At 67.1% G+C, this 20,822-nt stretch carries 22 protein-coding genes and 1 riboswitch; of the genes, 9 read left to right on the top strand and 13 right to left on the bottom strand.

Annotated features, from left to right (window positions below; genetic code table 11):
- Positions 1–33 precede the first annotated feature (33 nt).
- From CQY20_RS02055 to CQY20_RS02040, 4 genes are all read left to right on the top strand, one after another.
- Positions 34–813, top strand: coding sequence for an ATP-binding cassette domain-containing protein (locus tag CQY20_RS02055; protein ID WP_097937977.1), 780 nt, complete (start codon positions 34–36; stop codon positions 811–813).
- Positions 814–838: 25 nt separating this feature from the next.
- Positions 839–2,098, top strand: a complete 1,260-nt coding sequence (locus CQY20_RS02050) for a sugar ABC transporter permease (RefSeq protein WP_097937976.1) — start codon at positions 839–841, stop codon at positions 2,096–2,098.
- 26 nt (positions 2,099–2,124) lie between these two features.
- A complete protein-coding gene (locus tag CQY20_RS02045) occupies positions 2,125–3,408 on the top strand; it encodes an acyl-CoA dehydrogenase family protein (protein ID WP_097937975.1) in 1,284 nt (427 codons plus the stop codon).
- Positions 3,409–3,593: 185 nt separating this feature from the next.
- Entirely contained in the window at positions 3,594–3,920 is a 327-nt protein-coding gene (locus CQY20_RS02040) for a hypothetical protein (protein WP_097937974.1), read from the top strand.
- A gap of 90 nt (positions 3,921–4,010) precedes the next feature.
- On the opposite strand, the gene CQY20_RS02035 is transcribed toward CQY20_RS02040, so the two are convergent.
- The 3 genes from CQY20_RS02035 to CQY20_RS02025 all read right to left on the bottom strand — a co-directional run bounded on the left by CQY20_RS02035 (position 4,011) and on the right by CQY20_RS02025 (position 7,120).
- Positions 4,011–5,447 (bottom strand): FAD-dependent oxidoreductase, encoded by a 1,437-nt coding sequence (locus CQY20_RS02035; RefSeq protein ID WP_097937973.1) that lies wholly within the window; start codon positions 5,445–5,447, stop codon positions 4,011–4,013.
- A gap of 138 nt (positions 5,448–5,585) precedes the next feature.
- Entirely contained in the window at positions 5,586–5,930 is a 345-nt protein-coding gene (locus CQY20_RS02030) for a cupin domain-containing protein (RefSeq protein ID WP_097937972.1), read from the bottom strand.
- Entirely contained in the window at positions 5,927–7,120 is a 1,194-nt protein-coding gene (locus CQY20_RS02025; protein ID WP_097937971.1) for an NAD(P)/FAD-dependent oxidoreductase, read from the bottom strand. The genes CQY20_RS02030 and CQY20_RS02025 overlap by 4 nt, the downstream gene beginning before the upstream one ends.
- Before the next feature lie 57 nt (positions 7,121–7,177).
- Here CQY20_RS02025 and CQY20_RS02020 point away from each other — a divergent pair, with 57 nt between their 5' ends.
- Entirely contained in the window at positions 7,178–8,350 is a 1,173-nt protein-coding gene (locus tag CQY20_RS02020) for an acyl-CoA dehydrogenase family protein (RefSeq protein ID WP_097937970.1), read from the top strand.
- Here CQY20_RS02020 and ddaH read toward each other — a convergent pair.
- Genes ddaH through CQY20_RS01995 form a run of 5 tightly spaced genes read right to left on the bottom strand, consistent with a single transcriptional unit; the run spans position 8,340 to position 12,234 of the window.
- Complete coding sequence (gene ddaH / locus CQY20_RS02015; protein WP_097937969.1) at positions 8,340–9,140, bottom strand: dimethylargininase; 801 nt, start codon at positions 9,138–9,140, stop codon at positions 8,340–8,342. The genes CQY20_RS02020 and ddaH overlap by 11 nt on opposite strands.
- Complete coding sequence (locus CQY20_RS02010) at positions 9,137–10,417, bottom strand: uracil-xanthine permease family protein (protein ID WP_097937968.1); 1,281 nt, start codon at positions 10,415–10,417, stop codon at positions 9,137–9,139. Before CQY20_RS02010 ends, ddaH begins: the two co-directional genes overlap by 4 nt.
- 4 nt (positions 10,418–10,421) lie before the next feature.
- Positions 10,422–11,648, bottom strand: a complete 1,227-nt coding sequence (locus tag CQY20_RS02005) for an APC family permease (protein WP_097937967.1) — start codon at positions 11,646–11,648, stop codon at positions 10,422–10,424.
- A gap of 14 nt (positions 11,649–11,662) precedes the next feature.
- On the bottom strand, positions 11,663–12,001 hold the full coding sequence (locus CQY20_RS02000; protein WP_174814693.1) for a hypothetical protein: 339 nt from the start codon (positions 11,999–12,001) through the stop codon (positions 11,663–11,665).
- 20 nt (positions 12,002–12,021) lie between these two features.
- Positions 12,022–12,234: a hypothetical protein gene (locus tag CQY20_RS01995; protein WP_371871108.1), complete on the bottom strand. Its 213-nt coding sequence runs from the start codon at positions 12,232–12,234 to the stop codon at positions 12,022–12,024.
- Positions 12,235–12,371: 137 nt separating this feature from the next.
- Between CQY20_RS01995 and CQY20_RS01990 the strand changes: the two genes are divergently transcribed.
- Complete coding sequence (locus CQY20_RS01990; protein ID WP_097938032.1) at positions 12,372–13,607, top strand: TetR/AcrR family transcriptional regulator; 1,236 nt, start codon at positions 12,372–12,374, stop codon at positions 13,605–13,607.
- Here the strand turns inward: CQY20_RS01990 and CQY20_RS01985 are convergent.
- The 4 genes from CQY20_RS01985 to thiD form a co-directional block, all read right to left on the bottom strand.
- A complete protein-coding gene (locus CQY20_RS01985; protein ID WP_097937965.1) occupies positions 13,574–13,849 on the bottom strand; it encodes a DoxX-related protein in 276 nt (91 codons plus the stop codon). The two genes, CQY20_RS01990 and CQY20_RS01985, sit on opposite strands and share 34 nt — an antisense overlap.
- A 14-nt stretch (positions 13,850–13,863) precedes the next feature.
- Positions 13,864–14,451, bottom strand: coding sequence for a septum formation family protein (locus CQY20_RS01980; protein ID WP_097937964.1), 588 nt, complete (start codon positions 14,449–14,451; stop codon positions 13,864–13,866).
- A complete protein-coding gene (locus CQY20_RS01975) occupies positions 14,448–15,065 on the bottom strand; it encodes an alpha/beta hydrolase family protein (RefSeq protein WP_097937963.1) in 618 nt (205 codons plus the stop codon). Before CQY20_RS01975 ends, CQY20_RS01980 begins: the two co-directional genes overlap by 4 nt.
- Complete coding sequence (thiD, locus tag CQY20_RS01970) at positions 15,062–15,910, bottom strand: bifunctional hydroxymethylpyrimidine kinase/phosphomethylpyrimidine kinase (protein WP_097937962.1); 849 nt, start codon at positions 15,908–15,910, stop codon at positions 15,062–15,064. The genes CQY20_RS01975 and thiD overlap by 4 nt, the downstream gene beginning before the upstream one ends.
- A riboswitch (TPP riboswitch) is annotated at positions 15,900–16,031 on the bottom strand. It overlaps the preceding gene by 11 nt.
- Before the next feature lie 158 nt (positions 16,032–16,189).
- Between thiD and CQY20_RS01965 the strand changes: the two genes are divergently transcribed.
- The 3 genes from CQY20_RS01965 to CQY20_RS01955 all read left to right on the top strand — a co-directional run bounded on the left by CQY20_RS01965 (position 16,190) and on the right by CQY20_RS01955 (position 20,023).
- On the top strand, positions 16,190–17,950 hold the full coding sequence (locus tag CQY20_RS01965; protein ID WP_174814692.1) for an MFS transporter: 1,761 nt from the start codon (positions 16,190–16,192) through the stop codon (positions 17,948–17,950).
- A gap of 38 nt (positions 17,951–17,988) precedes the next feature.
- On the top strand, positions 17,989–18,927 hold the full coding sequence (locus CQY20_RS01960; protein ID WP_097937961.1) for a lysophospholipid acyltransferase family protein: 939 nt from the start codon (positions 17,989–17,991) through the stop codon (positions 18,925–18,927).
- Positions 18,928–19,192: 265 nt separating this feature from the next.
- Positions 19,193–20,023, top strand: coding sequence for a hypothetical protein (locus CQY20_RS01955; RefSeq protein ID WP_097937960.1), 831 nt, complete (start codon positions 19,193–19,195; stop codon positions 20,021–20,023).
- Here CQY20_RS01955 and CQY20_RS01950 read toward each other — a convergent pair.
- Positions 20,020–20,820: an exodeoxyribonuclease III gene (locus CQY20_RS01950; protein WP_097937959.1), complete on the bottom strand. Its 801-nt coding sequence runs from the start codon at positions 20,818–20,820 to the stop codon at positions 20,020–20,022. The genes CQY20_RS01955 and CQY20_RS01950 overlap by 4 nt on opposite strands.
- Positions 20,821–20,822 lie beyond the last annotated feature (2 nt).

Below are 20,822 nucleotides of genomic sequence, written 5' to 3'. Positions count from 1 at the left end.
CCGGGCGCGTCCCAGCGAACACACGGAACCGCCATGGTGAATCAACCGATCCTCGAACTGCGAGGCGTCAACAAGAGTTTCGGTGTCGTGCACGTATTGCACGACGTGAACTTCAGCGTCTATCCCGGCGAGGTCACGGCGTTGGTCGGCGACAACGGCGCGGGCAAGTCGACCCTGGTGAAGGCGATCGCCGGTATCTACCCGATCGACTCCGGTACCTACCTCTTCGAGGGCAAGCCGGTCCACATCGACGGGCCCAATGACGTTGCGGCCCTCGGTGTCGAGGTGGTGTACCAGGATCTGGCGCTGTGCGACAACCTCGACATCGTCCAGAACATGTTCCTGGGCAGGGAGATCAAACGCCGCGGCGTGCTGGACGAGGCGACGATGGAGTCGATGGCGCGGCAGGCGCTGTCGTCGCTGTCGGTGCGCACCGTGAAATCGGTGCCCGCGCCGGTGTCCACGCTGTCGGGCGGGCAGCGTCAGACGGTGGCGATCGCCAAATCGGTGCTGTGGAATTCGAAGGTGGTGCTGCTGGACGAGCCCACCGCGGCGCTCGGCGTCGCGCAGACCCGTCAGGTCCTCGACCTGGTGCGCAGGCTCGCCGACCAGGGTCTGGGGGTGGTGTTCATCTCGCACAACATGGCCGACGTTTTCGAGGTCGCCGACCGGGTGTGTGCGCTGTATCTGGGACGGGTGGCCGCCGAAGTGAAGGCGTCGGAGGTCACCCACAGTCAGATCGTCGAGCTCATCACCGCGGGCCGGTCCGGCAGCCTAGGCCTGGCGCCGGCCGCCGCGGCCGAGTCGATGTAGGGCCGACCGTGGAGGACACCGAAGCATGGCCACTGTGAACCTGGCGGACGCCGACTTCGCCGTCGACTCACGCAGCGACGAGACCTTCGTCGACGCACTGCGCAGTTACGGGCCTCGGGTACGGGGCGGCGACATGGGCTCGCTGCCCGCGGTGCTCGGCCTCGTCGTGCTCTTCATCGTGTTCGGTCTGGCCAACGAGCGGTTCATGTCGGCGCTGAACCTGGCCAATCTGATCACGCAGGCGGGCGCGATCTGCGTGTTGGCGATGGGCCTGGTGTTCGTCCTGCTGCTCGGCGACATCGACCTGTCCGCGGGCGTGGCTGGCGGCGTCTCGGCGTGTGTGATGGCGTTGATGATCGTCAACCGGGGTTGGCCGTGGTGGGCGGCGATCCTCGCCGGCGTCGCCTGCGGTGCGCTGATCGGGCTGCTGATCGGCCTGCTGTGCGCCAGGCTGGGGATTCCGTCTTTCGTTGTGACGCTGGGCTTTTTCCTCGGCCTGCAAGGCGTCACGCTGAGGCTGATCGGCGAGGGCGGGTCAGTGCGGGTCGACGACCCCGTCGTCCGCGGCCTCACCATCGCGAACCTGCCGCCGACCACAGGCTGGGTGTGCGCGGTGCTGATCGCAGGCGGCTATGGCGTGCTGGAGTTCCATCGCCAGCGCGGCAAGATCGCCCGCGGCCTCGCCCATCCGCCGACCGCCGTGGTGGGCGCGCGGGTGGCCGCGGTGGCGGTGGTGGTCCTCGGTGTGACGTACCTGCTCAACCTGAACCGCAGCGTCAATCCGAACATCGAAATCCGTGGTGTCCCTTATGTTCTTCCGGTCGTCGGCCTCCTTCTGATCGTGCTGACGTTCGTGCTCAACCGTACGTCGTACGGCCGACACATCTACGCCGTCGGCGGCAACAAGGAGGCCGCACGGCGTGCGGGCATCAACGTCGGCCGGATCAAGGTTTCGGTGTTCGTGGTGTGCTCGTCGATGGCCGCGCTGAGCGGAATCATCGCCGCCTCCTACGGCGGGAAGGTCTCGGCATCCTCGGGTGCGGGAAACACGCTGCTGTACGCCGTCGGCGCGGCGGTGATCGGCGGCACCAGCCTGTTCGGCGGACGCGGGCGCGCGCTGGACGCGGTGATCGGCGGCGTCGTCGTCGCCACCATCGCCAACGGCCTGGGCCTGCTCAACCAGTCGTCGTACATCAACTTCCTGGTCACGGGTGGTGTGCTGCTGTTGGCGGCCAGTGTGGACGCGATATCTCGGCGTCGGAGGTCGGTCTCCGGCCTGAGCTGACCGCCGTTCGGGCAGAATCGCTTGGCATGGCGTGGGACTTCTCGACTGAACCGGAATTCCAGGAAAAGCTCGACTGGGTCGAGGAATTCTGCAAAGAGGAGGTCGAGCCGCTCGAGTACGTGTTTCCTTACGCCGTGCGCTCGCCCGACCCGCGCGTGAAGGCCTATGTGCGCGGGCTGCAGCAGCAGATCAAGGACCAGGGGCTGTGGGCGATCTTCCTGGACAAGGAGTTGGGCGGGCCCGGCTTCGGCCAGTTGAAGCTGGCGCTGCTGAACGAGGTGATCGGCCGCTACCCGGGGGCGCCGCAGATGTTCGGTGCGGCCGCGCCGGACACCGGCAACATCGAGATGCTCGCCGCGTTCGGCACCGCGGAGCAGAAGAAGCGGTGGCTGGAGCCGCTGCTGAACCAGGACATCTTCTCGGCGTATTCGATGACCGAGCCGCAGGGCGGGTCGGACCCCAACCTGTTCAAGACCCACGCCGTGCGTGACGGCGACGAATGGGTGATCAACGGGGAGAAGTGGTTCACCTCGGCGGGCCGCGTCGCCGACATCCTGTTCGTGATGTGCACCAACGGCATGTTCGTGGTGCCGCGCGACACCCCCGGTGTGGAGATTCAGCCGGAGCCGCGCAACCACAACCACATCATCTACCGCGACGTGCGGGTGCCGCTGGATCACTTGCTGGGGCCCGAGGACGGTGCGAAGACGTTGGCGCAGCGCAGGCTCGGCGGCGGGCGCATCCATCACGCGATGCGCACGATCGCGCAGTGCAAGCTCGCGTTCGACATGATGTGCGAGCGGGCGCTGTCGCGGCAGTCGCACGGCAAGATCATCGCCGAGCATCAGATGGTGCAGGAGAAGATCGCCGACTCCTACGCCGCGATACGCATGCTGCGACTGCTGGTGCTCGAAACGGCTTGGAAGATCGACAATTCCAGCACCAAGGAGGCGCGCACCGACATCGCAGCGGTGAAGTTCACGATGGCCAAGGTGCTGCGGGAGGTGTCGTTCAACGCGCTGCACATCCTCGGCTCGCTGGGCACCACCGATCTGACGCCACTGCAGGCGATGTATGCCAACGCCCCGACGATGGGATTGGCCGACGGCGCCGACGAGGTGCACAAGGCCACCGTCGCCCGCCGGGTGCTGCGCGACTATTCCCCGCAGCAGCACCCGTATTGGCCGACGGAGTACATTCCGGCCAAGCGCGAGGCGGCGTGGGCCAAGTTCGAGTCGAAGTTCCAAGCCGATCCGGGCTTGCGCGAGGCCGCCGAGGCGTACAAGAAGTACTTCGCCCGCCGACGGTAGGGGTGCTGGCCGGAAGTGGTGACCCCGTCTCTCCCTCTGCCCCCTTCCCGCCGAGCGTGAAGATTTCGCGAGAAATCGGCCCGAAAATCGCTGAGGTTTCACGCTCGTCGGGTTGTGACGGTTGTCCACGCCGGAGAGGCATTAATGCTCTAGGGGCCGCGGCTCGGGCGCGTGACGATCGGGTCATGACTGATGCTCGCGAATCTCGCTCCGAACAAACGGTGGCGACGGATGAGCGCCAAACCTTCGCGACCACGCCCCATGTGGACCGCCGCGACAGGTCGCAATCGCTCTTGGTATGGGTAGGCATCGTGGCCGGCGTTGTCTTCATCGTCGCCGTCGTCTTCTTCTCCGGCTTCTTCGTGGGAAGAGCCACGAACGCCGATTCCTATGGCGGGTACCACCACGGCGGCATGACGGGGCCCGGCTGGATGATGAGGCCCGGCTGGATGATGGGCCCGCAAGGGCCGTGGCCCGGTCCGCCGACGACGACAACGGCACCTCGGCCGTAGCGCCGCAGGGTCCCGCGCCGAACGTGAAGCCTCTGCGAAAAATCCGCCCAAAAATGGCAGAGGCTTCACGCTCGGCGACGGGTTGAGGGGCTAGAAGTTCAGACCCGAGAACATGGTTCGGCCCGGGTCGTACTTCTGCCGGACCGCGCCGAGCTTCGCCGTGTTCGGGCCGAAGTAGCGCGACGCCGGCTGGCCCGCTTCAAGATAGTTCACGTAGCCGCCGACCGAATACTGTTGCACCGCTTGGTGTGCCTTGGTGAGCCAGTTCGCGGCGGCCGTCGGCGCGCCGTTGTTCTCGACGTACCACTGCACCAGCGCCGACGGTCCGCGCCACGGAAACGCCGTCGCCCCTGGCCCCACCGTGGCCAGGGCGCCGTCGAGCGCGTGCATGATCGCGATCATCCGGCCCGCCTCCGGCGGAAATGCGTTGACCGCGGCCGCGATACCCTGCGCCGTCCCCGCATCGACGGTGCGGAATACATCGGATCCGCCGACGTATCCCAGCGGCGCCGGGTTGAGATTGTTGACCGCCAGATACTTCACCAGGTCCAGGTAATTGAACGTGTGCGAGTCCGTTCTCGCTGGCTGCATCCCGACCGCAGAGGTGATCGAGCTGGCCATGCCGTTGCCCGAACCCGCGGGACCGGTCGCCGTGATGCGGCAGTGCTTGCCCGTCGCCTCGGTCGTGCTGTCGGCCAATGCCCAGAAACGCTTGTCGGCGGCCCGCAGCCAGTCCTGCCAGCCGACGAGCACCTGCGCGAACGACTCCTGCGGGTAGTGCAGGTCGACGACGTCGACATCCGCGACGGGGAACGTCGCAAACGTCAATGATGTCGTCACCCCGAAATTTCCGCCGCCGCCTCCGCGCAACGCCCAGAACAGGTCGGGGTTCTCGGCGTTCGACGCGGTGACCGCCTGACCGCCCGGCAACACCACCGTCGCCGCCGTCAGCGCATCGGAAAGCAGCCCGGCGTGCCGCGATTGGGCGCCCAGCCCGCCGCCGAGCGCATGTCCGGCGACGCCCACCGACGGACACGTACCCGTCGGGATGCCCCGGCCCTGTGCCGCCAACGCCTGGTGCAGCTCCCACAGACTGGTCGCAGGCGTCGTCGTCACCCGCCCGCTGGCCGCGTCGTAGTTGATCCCGCCGGGCAGCTGACGCAGGTCAAACACCAAGGCGCCGTTGGCCGTCGACGCGCCGGTGTAGGAATGCCCGCCGCTGCGCGGGGCGACGGGAAGTTTGTTGGACGCGGCGAACGCCATCGCCTTCTGCACGTCGGCCGTCGACGTCGGCGTGACGATTGCGGCCGGTGACGAGCCGTTGTAGTTGGTGTTGAAAACCTGTTTCGCCGAACCGAAATGCCCGTTGTCAGGCAGCAGGACCTGCCCGCCTATCGCCGACGACAGACCCTGCCAACCGGAGGCCGGCGGTTCGGCGCCGGCCCGCACCGAGCCGAGCATCGCACTCGCGGCCAACGCGCCTGCGGCGCCCCGCAGGAACGTTTGACGGGAGATTTCACGCGCCAACGTCGTGCTCCCCCGAATGCGTCACCCTTCGGATTGTCGACCATCAAACGGCCGAAGCCGAGGCGCCGCACGATCTGTTGCGTGACGGTGACCTGATAGAGATCAGAACATTGCGAAAGCGACCCGAGCCAGCCGAGATCAGAAGATCGCGTAGACCTTTCGCACCGTTTCGTGAATGTCCCAGGTGCCCTTCCAGCCGATGGGGAACACCGCGACGTCGCCTGCCTTGATCTCTGCCGGCTCACCGCCGTCGGGTGTCACGGTCATGCGGCCCGACAGCACGTAGATGACCTCGTTCTCGTCCTGCACCCAATACGACGGGCCCGGTGTGCACTGCCAGATGCCCGCCGATCTGTCGCCGTCGGCCCAGATCTCGAGTCCATGGGTGGCCATCGGTTCGCCGGTCGCCTCGGGCAGCGGCCCCCAGTCTTCGAGTTCGGCGTCGGCGGCCTGGGCAAGAAGTTCGGTGTCGACTGTGATCATATTGTTGCTTTCTCTGGGAAGGGAAGTGAAATCGGTTCTGGTGCAAGGCGGCTGTTACCGTCGGCGTCGAAGCGGTCCAACCCGAGGTCGGTCAGGTCGAGCCAGTCGCATTTGCCCGTCAGGGTGAGGTCGGTGGCGACCTCGGCGACCGCGGGGCCCCACATCATGCCGTGTCCGGCCGGGCTGGCGACCACTGCGCCGTCGACCGTGCCGTCGTCGGTGAGCAGCGGGCCAAGGATCGGCAGATGGTCGGGCGTGTAGTCGATCGTCGCCGCCCAGGACCTGCGCAGGCCGAGGCCGCGGATGCCGGGCAGCAGGTCCTCGATGCGGTCGCGCATCTTCAAGAAGTAGGCCTCGTCGAAATCGGCGGCCACACCCGGCGGCTCAAGGGGATTGCTCATGCCCCACAGCAGCCCACCGGCTTCGCCTGGCCGCCAATAGATTCCGGACGGCAGGTCGAACACCATCGGCACCTCGTGCACGTCGAACGCCGTCACCGGCGCGGTCACCACCACCTGATGGCGCGCGCCGCCCGCAGGCACTTTCGCTCCCGCAGCGGCGCCGACTTCGGCGAGCTTGGGCCCGCCGGTGAGCACGACGTGGTCGGTGTCGATCGGCCCGTCGGAGGTGTCGACGCCGACCACTCGGCCGCCGGACATGCGCAACCCGGTGAAACGGCAGCGCTCCCGCACGTCGACACCGAAGGCCGTCAACGCCGCGGTGTAGGCCAGCACATTGCGGGGTGCGTCGATGTAGCCGTCGCCGGGCGCATAGGACGCGCCGAGCGTCGCGCCAGGCGCCAGCCCGGTATCGCGGTCGTCGATGTCCGAACTCGACCACCACTCGACCGTCAGCCCCAGCTTCTGTTGCAGCGCAATGCGGTCGTGGGCCTGCTTGACCTCGGCGTCGCTGAAGCACGGCATCAGATAGCCCTGCGCGACGAAGCCGCAGTCGAGCGGGAACCGGTCGCCGCTGGCGGCGTAGAACTCCTGGGTGCGCATCCCCAGCACAATGGCGGGTTCGGTGCCGCCCTGGGCGCGCACCATGCCCGCGGCTCGGCTGCTGGCCCCGTCGCCCAGCGTGTTCTTTTCCAGCAGGACCACCCGCTTCACCCCGCGCTCGGCGAGTTGAACCGCGGTCCACGCGCCGACCGTTCCACCACCTACCACTACGACGTCAGCACTGGTCATACTCTGGAACGCTGGCATAGACTGAACGCTCAGTCAAGACCGGGAAGCGGGGATCGGATGTACGGACTCACGGCCGAGGATCTGCGGATCCAGGAGACTGCGCGGGCCTTCGTGGAGTCGCTGATGCCGCTCGAAGTCGAGGCCGAGCTCGCAGGCGGGACGCTGCCGAAGGAGCTGACCGCCGAACACCAGCGGCGGGCCATCGAGCTGGGCTTGTACGCGACCAACATGCCGAAGTCGGTCGGCGGTCCCGGCGCCACCGCGCTGCAGCAGGTGCTGGTGCAGGAGCAGTGCGGCCGGGTGACCAACGGGCTGGCCTGGGTGATGGCGACGCCGCCGCAGTGGTGGCCCGAGGTGGCCACCGACTATCAGCGCGAACGCTGGCTGCTGCCGACGGTGCGCGGCGAGAAGCACGAGGCGTATGCGATCACCGAGGAGTTCGCCGGTTCGGACGTTTCGGCGCTGCAGACCACCGCGCACCGTGACGGCGACGAGTACGTCATCAACGGCATCAAGTGGCACGTCACCTCGTTCAACCTGGCCGACTACGTCTTCGTCGAAGCAGTGCTCAGCGACGGCCCCCACGCCGGCGACCATGTGCTGCTGGTGGTCGATCTGCCGTGGCCCGGTGTGGAAGTCGTTCGCACGCCCCATTATTCGCACAATATCGCCGACGAGCACCCGATCGTGTCCTTCACCGACGTGCGCGTCCCCGCCACCCATCTGGTCGGCGCGGAAGGCGAGCCGATGACCTTTACCCAGGACTGGTTCCGGTTCGAACGGATGATGGTGGCCGCGCGCTGTGTGGGTGCTGCGCAGCGCCTGGTCGACGAGATGACGGCGTTCGCGCAGACTCGCGAAATCGGCGGCAAGAAGCTCGGCGAGCATCAGCTGGTGGCCGGAATGCTGGCCGACAGCGCGACCGAACTGTTCGCCGCCCGCACGATGCTCTACGAGGTGGCCCGCTCCATCGACGCCGGCCACGATCGCAAGACGCTGCACGGGCAGGCCTCGATGGCCAAGCTGTACTGCTCGGAGATGGCCGGACGCGTCGCCGACCGGGCCGTGCAGGTGTTCGGCGGTCGTGGCTACATGCGGGAGAACGTTGCCGAGCGGATGTTCCGCGAGCTTCGCGTCGAACGGATTTGGGAGGGCGCCAGCGAGATTCAGCGCATCATCGTGGCGCGCCAGATGATGAATCGCGGGCCCGCGGCGCTACTCAATCCCTAGCGGGCCGACCGCGCAACCGCACCGAAAGGCACGTCACACAGCCCTCGAGTTTCTCGAATTCCGAGATGTCGACGGCGCTCACCCGATAGCCGCGCTGTTCGAACAACGCCGCGGTGCGCGGTGCGGCCGACGACATCAGCAGCACAGTGTCATCGAGGTCATCGAGCAGCACGACATGGGCGCCGGGTTCCTCCGGCACGGCGAGGAACCGATCACCCCACACGCCGGGGTCGTCGACGACGGGTTCATAGCCGATGATCGTGCCGTCCGGAAGCGCGGTGACGGCGGACTTCAGGTGCAGAGCCTTGCTCACCGGTACGGCAACCACGTCGACCCCGAGCGGTTCGAGGTGCGTCCGCAGTTGTGTGATGCCTTCGGCGTTCGTGCGGCCGCCCACTCCGACCCACACGGTGCCGTCGTGCTTGAGCACGTCGCCGCCCTCCAACGTGCCGGGCGCCTCGATGCGCACGACGTGGTAGCCCTGCGCGCTGATCGCCTCTTCGGCCGCGGGGATCTCGGGCCAGCGTTCCTCTGCGCCGGGACGGCAGACGACGGCCAGGTCGCCGTACACCACCATGGTGTCCTCGACGAACGCCGAGTCGGGGCAATCCGGCGCGGCGGCCACCTCGTGTATCGTCCAGCCTGCGTCCGAGAACGCCGCCACGTAGCGCTGCCATTGCTGTTGCGCCAGTTCGGCATTCACGTGATCGCTGCGCGAAATGTGGGTGACGAGCCCGTCGGCGAGTCGGGGGGATGGCCGGCGAACCAGCGCGTGGCGGGTGTACGTCATGGCCGCATCGGGCTGGTGTCTTCGGCGGCCTTGACGGTGCGCAGCCCCAGCAGCCGCATACCGTGATACACCAGCAGTGCGGCGATCGACCCCAACGCGATGCCGGTGAATGTCAAATCGCCCAGCTGCCAGGTGAAGTCGGCGATACCGATGATCAACGGAACGGCGGCGGTCATCTGATTGAGCGGCTTGGCGAAGTCCACGTGGTTGGTCAGCCAGATCCGCACGCCGAGAATGCCGACCAGCCCGTACAACACCACCGTCGCGCCGCCCAGCACCCCTGACGGAATCGCCGAGATGGCCGCACCGACCTTGGGGCACAACGACAACGCGATGGCCACCGCGGCGGCGACCCAGTATGCGGCCGTCGAGTAGATGCGCGTCGCGGCCATCACGCCGATGTTCTCGGCGTAGGTGGTGGTGGCCGAACCACCGCCCAGCCCGGCGAACGTGGTGGCGACACCGTCGGCGGCCAGTGCGCGGCCCATCAGCGGGTCGACATCGGTGTCGGTCATCTGGCCGACGGACTTCACGTGCCCGATGTTCTCCGCGATCAGCGCGATCACCGCGGGCAGAAACATCGGCAGCACGGCGAGGGAGAACGTCGGCGTCTGGAACTCGGGCAGCCCGATCCACGGCGCCGCCGCGATCTGCGAGGTGTCGACCTCGCCGCGGATCAGCGCCAGCGCATAGCCCGCCACCACGGCCAGAAAGATCGCCAGCCGGCCGATGATCCCGCGGAAGAACGCCAGCGCGGCGACCAGAAGCACGAGCGTCACAAGCCCCAGCAGCGGTCCCTTCTCGAAGTTGTCCTTGGCCGCGGGCGCGAGGTTCAAGCCGATCAACGCCACGATGGCGCCGGTGACGACGGGCGGCAGCGTCACCTCGATCCAGTGCGTGCCCACGACGTGCACGACCACACCGATGACGATCAACGCCACGCCGACGGCCACCAGTCCGCCGAGGGCACTGCCGGTGCCATGCGACGCCACCGCCGCGGTGACCGGCGCGATCACCGAGAAGCTCGACCCGAGATAGCTCGGCAGCCGGTTGCCGGTGATGAGCAGGAACAACACCGTGCCGACACCGGAGAACAGCAAGGTGGTGGCGGGCGGGAAGCCGGTGAGCACCGGCACCAGGAAGGTGGCGCCGAACATCGCCACCACGTGCTGGGCGCCGATGCCGATGGTGCGCGGCCAACTCAACCGTTCGTCGGGTCCGACGATGAAGTCCGCGTCTGTCCTGGCGTCGACTGGTTTCCACGTCAGCGGGATCACGGGACTACATTCTGCGCCGTATCGCGTATCCCAGCGCGCCGGCCAGTACGACTCCCGTCCCGACGGCCACCGAGGCGACCGGCAGCAACACCGCCAGTAGCACGCACCCCAGCAGTCCCACCACCGGAATCGGCCTGCGGCCCAACGTCATCGCCGATGCATTGGCGATCGCGTAGTACAGCAGAACCGCGAATGCGGAGAATCCGATGGCGTCGCGCACATCGGCCACCGCCGCCACCGCCGCGACGACCAATCCGACCACCAGCTCGGCTCGATGCGGGCTGCCGAAGCGGGGATGCACCGCCGCCAGCGCATGAGGCAGGTGCCGGTCGCGGGCCATCGCCAGCGTCGTGCGGGACACCCCGAGGATCAGCGACAGCAGCGAGCCCAGCGCCGCCACCGCCGCCCCCACTTGCACGACGACGACCAGGCCCGGCTGCCCGGCCCCGCGAACCGCGTCGGCCAACGGCGCACGCGACGCCGCCAGGCCGGCGTTGCCGAGCTGCGCCAACACCACCGCCGCGACGGTCGCGTAGACCGCCAGCGTGATGCCAAGCGCGACGGGGATCGCCAGTGGAATCGTGCGTTCGGGATCACGCACCTCCTCGCCGAGGGTGGCGATGCGCGCATAGCCGGCGAACGCGAAAAACAACAGGCCGGCCGCCTGCAGCACCCCGGTGACGCTGACGTCCTCGCCGACGAACAGCCGTGCGCCCTCGACGCCTCCGAAGCCGAGCACGATCACCACGACCGCGGCCAGCACGGCCAACACGACCGCGACGATGGCCCGGGTCAACCGCGCCGACTTCTCGATGCCCGCGTAGTTGACCGCCGTCAGCGCAACGACCGCGGCGACGGCGACGGCATGGGCGTGCGACGGCCAGGCATAGAAGCCCACCGTCAGGGCCATCGCCGCACACGACGCCGTCTTGCCGACGACGAAACTCCACCCGGCGAGGTATCCCCAGAACTCGCCGAGGCGTTCGCGTCCATAGACATAGGTGCCGCCCGACTGCGGATACAGCGCGGCCAGCCAAGCCGATGACGTCGCGTTGCAGTACGCCACGACGGCCGCGACCGCGAGGCCGATGAGCAGGCCCGAACCGGCCGCTGCGGCCGCGGGCGCCAGCGCCACGAAAATGCCGGCGCCGATCATCGAGCCCAGCCCGATGGTGACGGCGTCAGCGAGGCCGAGCCGGCGACGTAGCTTCGGATCGTCCGGCGTACCCACCGCAGGATCGTAGGTCAGGAAGCTGAATCCGTGCCGAACGCCGATTCCCGGCCCCAGACGGTGGCCTCCACCAAGATGATCACGGCAAGGATCACCGCGCCGATCGCCACCAACGGGATCGTCCAGAGCCGACGCCACATCAGCGCGTTCTCGCACTGGCCGACGTAGTCGCCACCGGTGGCCTCCTGCGCTTGCGACAGGTTGGCGAAGTAGCCGTTGCCGCATTTGATCTGGAAGCCGAATTGGTCGAACGCATCGATGAACACCGGGAAGTTCAACGCCAGCAACCCGACGCCGATCATGGCGAGGCCCACAACGCCGAGGTAGAAGGCGCGGGCGTGACGACGATGCAAAACTGTGGCCCTCCCCGTTTTCAGGTCATACAGACGTCGGCGACGAGCAACACCGGCCACGACACGATCGCGCCCAGGAAGGACACGACCAGGTCGATGCCGCTCATCCGCGCCAGATGGTCGGTATGGATGCTCGACCAGATGACACCCACGATCAAGTACGGGGTGCCGAGCACAAGGGCGATGACGATCAGTTCACCGACGCTGACTCGGTGGCCGAGCACCCGTCGCAACGCGTTGAGCACTTGACCCCCATCCGGCTTACGTACCGATTATGTTAATGGCGATTCTTCTCTGGGTCGCCGCTTTGAGCCGGATTCATCAGCGAAGTCGGTGCTTAAGTGTGCCCGCACTCCGTAAGGTGATCGCCATGGCGCGCAGCCTCCCCAGCCCTGACGCCGGGGTCCGACGTCGGCCCAAGGACCGCAAGACGCAGATCGCCCGCGCGTCGGCCGAGGCGTTCAGCGCGCTCGGCTATCACGCGGTCAGCATGGAGGCGATCGCGTCGCGGGTCGGCATCTCGGCGACGGCGCTGTACCGGCACTATCCGAACAAGTACACCCTGTTCCGCGACGCCGTGCTGGTGCTGGGTGAGCAGCTGGTGAGCTGCACGGCGTTCGCCGACGACGCACCGCCCGATGCGGACACATTGAGTCGACTCATCGCCGCGCTCACCGAGACGGCGTTGGTCAACCGGGAGTCCGGCGGCCTGTACCGCTGGGAGGCGCGCTATCTGCGCGGCGACGACCAGGCCACCCTGAACAGTCAGATGCGCACGGTCAACCACCGAATTCAACAACCGCTGTTGACGATTCGACCGGGGTTGACCTCGCGGCAGCGATGGGTGCTGTCGACGGCGATACTCAGCGTGATCGGCAGCATCGTCGATCACCGCGCCAAGTTGCCTGCGGCGCATATCCGTTCGGTGCTTGCCGAGGTCGCTGCCGCCGTCTCGACCGCCGATGTGCCCGATTTGGGCGACGAGCCGGCGGTGGATGGTCGACAGCGGGTGCGCCCCCTGGATGTGTCGAAATACGAAGCGCTGCTGACGGAGTCGGTGCGGCTGTTCAACCAGAAGGGCTACCGCGACACCACGATGGAGGAGATCGCCTCGGCGGTCGGCATGCCGACGTCAGGCATCTACCGGTATTTCTCCGGCAAGAGTGACATCCTTGCCGCGATCTACCGACGGGCGGCTGACCGGTTGTCGGCGGAGGCGTCGACGATCCTCGGCTCCGTTTCGAATCCGCAGGACGCGTTGACCGCGTTGATCGACGCTTATGTCGCAAGGTCTTTCGCTCATCCCGAGTTGGGCAATGTGTACTACGCCGAACGGCTCAACATGGCGCCCGGCGACCAGAAGGTGCTGCGCAACATGCAGCGGGCCACCGTCGAGTCGTGGGTGCGGCTGTTGACCGCGATCCGGTCGGACTGGACCGTCGGCGAAGCCCGGTTCGCCGTGCACGCCGCCATGGCGTTGGTCATCGATGTCGGCAGGCTGGTCCGCTACGACAACTCAGCGGCGTCGCTGGCGATGGTGAGCCGGCTGCTCGACCTCGCGTTGCTCGGCCGCTACCGGTTGCGCACGACGTTGCCTGCCAGATAGGTACCGTAGCCGAGCAGCCCAATGATGGCGAGCCGCCGCGTCTTTCGCGCTGCGAAGGCAAGCCCGATCGCCGTTTCGATGCCGCCGTCGATGTAGACGTAGGTGCGGGTGTCTTGCGGAAACGCCTGCTTGGTGAGGTCCTCGAACAGCTCCGGTTTGACGAAGTGGGTGGCTCCGAGCCCGGCGAGCGCCAAGCCTGCGAGTGTGGCCGCCCGGGAGCCCTTCGATTCGGTGTTCGGCACGACTTTTCTCCTGACTACTTCTCGAGGTGGCCTGTGCGGGGTGTGTCGGTCGTCGCGATGCACGTCACCGTGCGATCGCCTTCGTCCCACGAGTCCTTGCTCGGGTACAGCACGAACAACCCGACCTCCGGATCGCTTGCCGCCTCGGGAGAATACTTGGCCAGCTCGGGTCCGCACTTGTTCTGGTACTGCTCGATGAGGAACTGCCCGGGGAAGTCGCCGTCGGGCATGGTGATGACGGCGAAGACCTCGCCGGTGTGCTGCTCCTGGCAATCGACGGTGTCGACGGCGAGCACACGGCCCGAGTCGGGCAGTTCCTTGAGGCAGTCGCCGACCGCCACTTTGTTGGCCGCCACGGTGCCCCTGCCGAACGCCAGATACAGCACGATCCCGACGACGAGGACGAGCACCAACAGGCCCGCGAGCACCAGCCCGGCGATCAGCCACCAATTGGTTCCGGGCGGCCGGGGAGGCTGGTAACCACCAGGCGGCGGATACGGGCCGGGTGGATATCCGGGCGGCGGATAGTAGGGCCCGGGCGGCGGATACTGGCCGGGCTGATAGGGCCCGGGCGGATACTGCGGCCCCGGCGGGGTGGTCACGACAGCAACCGTAGCGCCGCGTCGACGGCGAGGGCCGCAACATCGAGTGTCTTCGAGCCGAGGTCATGCCGGCCCCCGGTGACCTCGACGATCTCGGTAGGCGCCGGGATCAGCGCCGCGGCGGCCTGCAGTTCCTCAATCGAGCCGAACGGGTCGGCGGTGCCATGGGTGAACACCGTCGGCACCGTGATCTGCGGCAGGTGTTCGGTGCGCAACCTGTCCGGTTTGCCCGGCGGGTGCAGGGGATAGGAGAACAGCGTCAGCGCGTCGACCTTGCTCGCCTCCTCGGCGATGACCATCGACGTCATCCGGCCGCCGTAGGAGTGCCCGCCCGCGACGATCGGCCCGTCGGCCATGGTCCGCACTACCGCGATCGCTTCGACGACGCCGGCCTGATCCTTTGCCGCCGATCCGGACGGCGGCCCCTTGGGCCGTCGCCGCCGATACGGCAGGTTGTAGCGGACCGCGAGCCACCCGCGCCGGGCCCACTCGTCGCAGATCTTCTTCAGCAGGGCCGACTCCCTGCTGCCGCCCGCGCCGTGGGTCAGCACCACCGCCCCCGCCGGCGTGCCGTCGGGTTCGTGTGCGATGCCCGCGATGTCGACGAGGGTCACGACGAGCCGTCCACCGCGAGTCGGAACAGCGGCGACACCGGCCCGTGGCCGTGGCCCAAAGGGTAAGCGGCGCGCAGACATTCGGTGACCCACGACTTCGCGAACGCCACCGCGTCGGGCACCGTGTAGCCGTGCGCCAGGGCCACCGCGGTGGCGGCCGCCAACGTGTCTCCGGCGCCGTGGTCGTCGCCGGTGTCGACACGCGTCGCGCCGAACTCGTGGAAGTCGGTGCCGTCGAACAACAGGTCGGGGCTCTCCGGCGAGGACCTCAGGTGACCCCCCTTGACCAGGGCCCACTGCGGACCAAGCGCGTGCAGGGCGCGGGCGGCGTCACGCTGGGAGGCCTCGTCGACGACGTCGATGCCGACGATCAGCCGCACCTCGTCGAGGTTCGGCGTGACCAGCGTCGCCAGCGGGAACAGGTCGGTGCGAAGCGCATCGAGCGCGCTCGGGTGCAGCAGCGGGTCGCCGTGCATCGACGCGCAGACCGGATCGACGACGAGCGGGACGGTGCCGGCCAGCCCCTGGCCCCGCCAGGTCTCGGCGACCGCCGCGATGATGTCGGACGACGCCAGCATGCCCGTCTTGGCGGCCTGGACGCCGATGTCGCTCACCACCGCCTCGATCTGGCCGACGATGACGTCGAGCGGGATCTCGTGGAAACCTTTGACGCCCATCGAGTTCTGCACAGTCACCGCCGTCACCGCGACGCAGGCGTGTGCGCCGAGGAGCGCGAAGGTGCGCATGTCGGCCTGGATGCCCGCGCCGCCACCGGAGTCGGATCCCGCGATCGTCATGACCCGCGGCGGCGTCTGACCGCCAGGGGTGAGCGGAAGAAAACTCATAGCAACTCCCTACGCCGGCATTACCCGGTCAGGTTCGTACGGTCGACGACACCCTCGGGCGAAAAGCCCTGCTTGAGCCGTCCTCTCAGCGCACCCGGCGTGCGCTCCCGCGTGGTCGATGGGCCGTGCTCACGCTATCGCATGGCGCTCGGCCCGCGGCCAGACATGGGGAGGGGACATGCCACCACGAAGCCCCGTGCGCGGAATACGAATTGCTCGGCGATGCTTTATATAGCTAATATATGTTTTTTTGAGCCGAGTGAATATGCAAGCGAGTACATGACGACTGAAATAGAGAGCACGAAACCCCCGCTGGCAGCGAACGCCGATGAGGCTGTTGAGCAGACCGCCCGTCGACGCAGGCGGATGGATCACGACCATCCGCACTACAAGTGGATAGCCCTGTCGAACACCACGCTGGGCATGCTGCTGGCGTCGATCAACGCCTCGATCGTGCTGATCTCGCTGCCCGCGATCTTCCGCGGCATCGGGCTCAACCCGCTGGCCCCGGGCAACGTGAGCTACCTGCTGTGGATGCTGATGGGCTACCTGGTGGTCACCGCCGTGCTGGTGGTGTTCTTCGGCCGCCTCGGCGACATGTTCGGCCGGGTCCGCATCTACAACATCGGCTTCGCGGTGTTCACCTTCGCCGCGATCGCGCTGTCCTTCGACCCGTTCCACCTCTCTGGCGGGGCAGTGTGGCTGATCGCCTGGCGTGTGGTGCAGGGGATCGGCGGCGCGATGCTGATGGCGTCGTCGGCGGCGATCCTGACCGATGCCTTCCCGTCGAACCAGCGAGGTATGGCGCTCGGGGTCAACATGGTCGCCGCGGTGGCCGGATCGTTCCTCGGTCTGCTGATCGGCGGTGTGTTGTCGGAATGGCACTGGAAGGCCATCTTCTGGGTCGGCGTGCCGATCGGCCTGCTCGGCACGATCTGGAGCATGCGGTCGCTGAAGGAGCTGGGTGTGCGCAGCCCTGGCCGCCTGGACTGGGCGGGCACACTGACCTTCGGGATCGGTCTGACCGCGCTGCTGACCGGCATCACCTACGGCATCCAGCCCTACGGCGACTCGACCACCGGATGGACCAACCCGTGGGTGCTCGGCACCATCGGCGCCGGACTGGTTCTGCTGGTGCTCTTCTGCGTGATCGAACTGCGGGTGGCCGAACCCATGGTGAACATCCGGCTCTTCCGCTCGGCGTCGTTCGGGCTGGGCAACCTCGCAGGCCTGATGGCGTCGGTGGGCCGCGGCGGATTGCAGTTCATGTTGATCATCTGGCTGCAGGGCATCTGGCTTCCGTTGCACGGCTACAGCTTTGAATCCACACCCCTGTGGGCGGGGATCTACATGCTGCCCATGACGGCGGGCTTCCTCGCCTCGGCGCCGTTGGCCGGATCGCTGGCCGACCGGTTCGGGGCGCGCCCGTTCACCGTCGGCGGCATGGCGTTGATGGCCCTGACATTCGTTGCGCTGGTGATGATCCCGGTCGACTTCGACTACTGGCTGTTCGCGGTGCTGGTGTTCCTCAACGGGCTCGGCGGCGGCATCTTCACCGCGCCGAACACGGCCGCGATCATGTCAAGCGTGCCCGCCGCCGAACGCGGTGCCGCATCGGGGGTGCGAGCGACGTTCTTCAACGCCGGCTCGTCGCTGTCGATCGGCATCTTCTTCTCGCTGATGATCGTCGGGCTGGCCAACACGCTGCCGACCGCGATGAGTGCGGGACTGCACGAGCAGGGCGTCTCGGCGACCGTCGCGCACGAGGTGGCCAACACCCCACCGGTCGGCAGCCTGTTCGCGGCGTTCCTTGGCTACAACCCGATCGCCGAATTGCTGGCGCCCTACCACGCGCTGCAGCAGCCCGGTGTGAACGCAGAGTTGTTGACAGGCAAGACTTTCTTCCCGCACCTGATCACCGAGCCGTTCCACACCGGCCTGGTCGTCGTGTTCGTCGCGGCCGCCGTCATGATGGTCATCGGCGGATTGGCGTCGATGTTCAACGCCGGCCGGTACGGGGCCCTCGACGAGGACGACTAGGAGGCGTTCGGAGCGACGGAATTGGGTAACCGACCGTCATGCCTCCCGTCGATCCCCGCCCACCGGAAGTCCAGCAGCAGGCCCGGCAGCACGCAGAAGAGGCGCGCGCCAAGATGGATGCTCGTCGCAGCGCGCATCAGGACGGCGGGCTGTCGTCCTGGCTGACACGGCGCGCGGGCCGCTGGGATCTCGAGGGCCCGGACGAGGCGACGATGCAGCGCCAGAAGTACCTGTGGAACTTCCTCGTCGACTACTGGTTCCGGATGGAGATGGACGGCTGGGAGAACCTGCCCGAGCCGCCAGTGCTGCTGGTCGGCATCCACTCCGGTGCGCCGTTCGTGTGGGACGCCTGGACAGTCGGTGTTCAGTGGTGGCGGCGCTTCGGCCAGGATCGGCTTCTGCATGGCACCGCTCACGACGCATTGATGGCGATACCCGGGATCGGCCGGTACTTCCGCGCGATGGGCGTGCTTCCGGCCGCACCGGATTCGATGGCGACCGCGCTGGCGGAAGGGCGCGATGTCGCGGTATGGCCCGGCGGCGAGGTCGACTCGCTGCGGCCGTGGTACGAACGCGACAAGGCAAACCTGGCCGGGCGCAGCGGTTTTGTGAAGATGGCGATCCGCGCGGGTGTACCGATCGTGCCGATCGCAACCGTCGGCGGTGCCGACGCCATGCCGGTGCTCATTCGCGGTGACGGCCTGTCGTCGCTGCTGCGGTTGGACAAACTGTTGCGGTTGAAGGTCTTTCCGGTGGCAGCTTCGCTGCCCTGGGGCATCGCACCCGCCGCATTGCCGCAATTCCCATTGCCAGCCAAGATCCGAACGCGACTCATGCCCGCCGTGGACGTCGACCACGATCCCGAGAGGGCCGACGACGTCGACTACGTCGACCGCAAATACTGCGAGGTCGAATCGACCATCCAGAAAGGGATGAATGCGTTGGCACGCAAGCGCGCTTTGCCGTTGTTCGGCTGAAATATAGGGAAACACCCGATTCCTCGCGGGCTCCCGGTGGATAGCGTCGGGAGGAAGCTTTGCCGAGGAGACGGACGCATGGCACTTGCATTCAATGACCATGTGGGAGCGCGAGCCGGCGCCGGTGGCTGCGCTGTTCTGCTGCGAAAACGATCCGACAGCAAATCGGTAGTCCTACAATCTTCGCCACAAGATCACAGGGAAACGCTCGACGTAACAGCTTCGCCCCGACAGCGTTAAGGCACTTCTGCAACGAGGAACGCGTATGGCCGATGCAATCAAGATCAAGACCGTGCTTGCAGTGGGCATCCTGGTGCTTGCCGTGGTTATCAGTGGCGCAGGCACTCCGGTTGCGCGGGCGGACACCCCGCCGGCTCAACTCAAGAGTGCGACGGTCAAGGGAACCACGCTCACCTACACCTTCTCCCTACAGAGCAACGACAATGTCGGCGGGATCTGGCTGACCGTGCGGGAACGCGACAACCCGGACAGAGTCATCATCGACGGCCGGGATGTCAACATCCATCCGCTGCCGCCACCATTCCGCGACATCACCAGGACGGCCGAGGGCATGCCGGAGAATACGCCGGTGTGCGTGTCGATTGTGGTGTGGGAGTACGTACACCTCGGATTCAACGAGGACCCGTCGCCGCCATCGAACACCATCTGCACAGACCCGGCGAAGACCGCCGCGCAGGCTGATGTCGCGCTGCAGACCATTCGCGGCAACGATTCGCCGCCGGCGTCGGCGTCTCCGGCGTACCTGGTGATTGTGCGCAATGTCAGCGACGTCGACGCGACCGGCGTCGTCGTCGACATTTCCACATCCGGTGTGGCCAAGCTCGGTGATCAGAGTGTGGTCACTCCCGGCTGGACCGCCAACGGGTTCAGTTGCGCCCCAGTGGCGCCGGTCGGCGGGCAGTCCTCGGCGATGAGGTGCACTGGCGGCACCGTCGCAAAGGGTAAAGAGATCAATCCTGCGGTGATCGTCACGTTCGACCGACCCGGCATCGGCGCCATCCACGCTCAAGTCAGCGGGGCAGGTGACACCACGCCGGGCAACAACGGCACCGCGCTGCCCCTGACACCGCGCTAGTCGAGTTCGACGAGCACGGGCGCATGATCGCTGGGCGCCTTGCCTTTTCGTTCCTCGCGGACGATCTCGGCGTGGGTCACCCGCTGCGCCAGTCCCGGTGAACCGAGGATGAAGTCGATGCGCATGCCGCGGTTCTTCGGAAACCGCAGCTGGGTGTAGTCCCAGTACGTATACACCGCCGGTCCCGGTGTGAAAGGCCGCACCACATCGGCGAATTGGGCGTCGACGATGGCGTTGAAGGCTGCGCGCTCCGGCTCGGTGACATGCGTGCTGCCTTGGTAGAACTCGACACTCCACACGTCGTCGTCGGTCGGCGCGATGTTCCAGTCACCGGTGAGCGCGATCTGCACCTGCGGATCCTGCGCCAGCCACTTCTGCGCCGTCTCCCTCAACGCCGCAAGCCATTCCAGCTTGTAGTGGTAGTGCGGCGAGTCGACCGTTCGGCCGTTGGGCACATACAGACTCCACACCCGCACGCCGCCGCACGTCGCGCCAAGCGCCCGAGCCTCCGCCGCGCCCTGCACATCAGGCTTGCCACTCCACGTCGGCTGCCCGTCGAAGCCGACCTGCACGTCCTCGACGCCGATGCGCGACGCTATCGCCACACCGTTCCACTGGTTGAAGCCGCAGTGCACCACCTCATAGCCGATCGCGGCGAACGGCATCGTCGGGAACTGGTCGTCGGCGCACTTGGTCTCCTGCATCGCGAGCACGTCGACGTCGGCTCGTTCCAGCCAGTCGGTGACACGGTCGACGCGGGCCCGAATCGAGTTCACATTCCAGGTCGCCAGCCGCATGA

The sequence above is a fragment of the Mycolicibacterium agri genome (assembly GCF_002553505.1).
GTDB classification, from domain to species: domain Bacteria; phylum Actinomycetota; class Actinomycetes; order Mycobacteriales; family Mycobacteriaceae; genus Mycobacterium; species Mycobacterium agri.
This window is presented reverse-complemented; position numbering and strand designations above follow the sequence as displayed.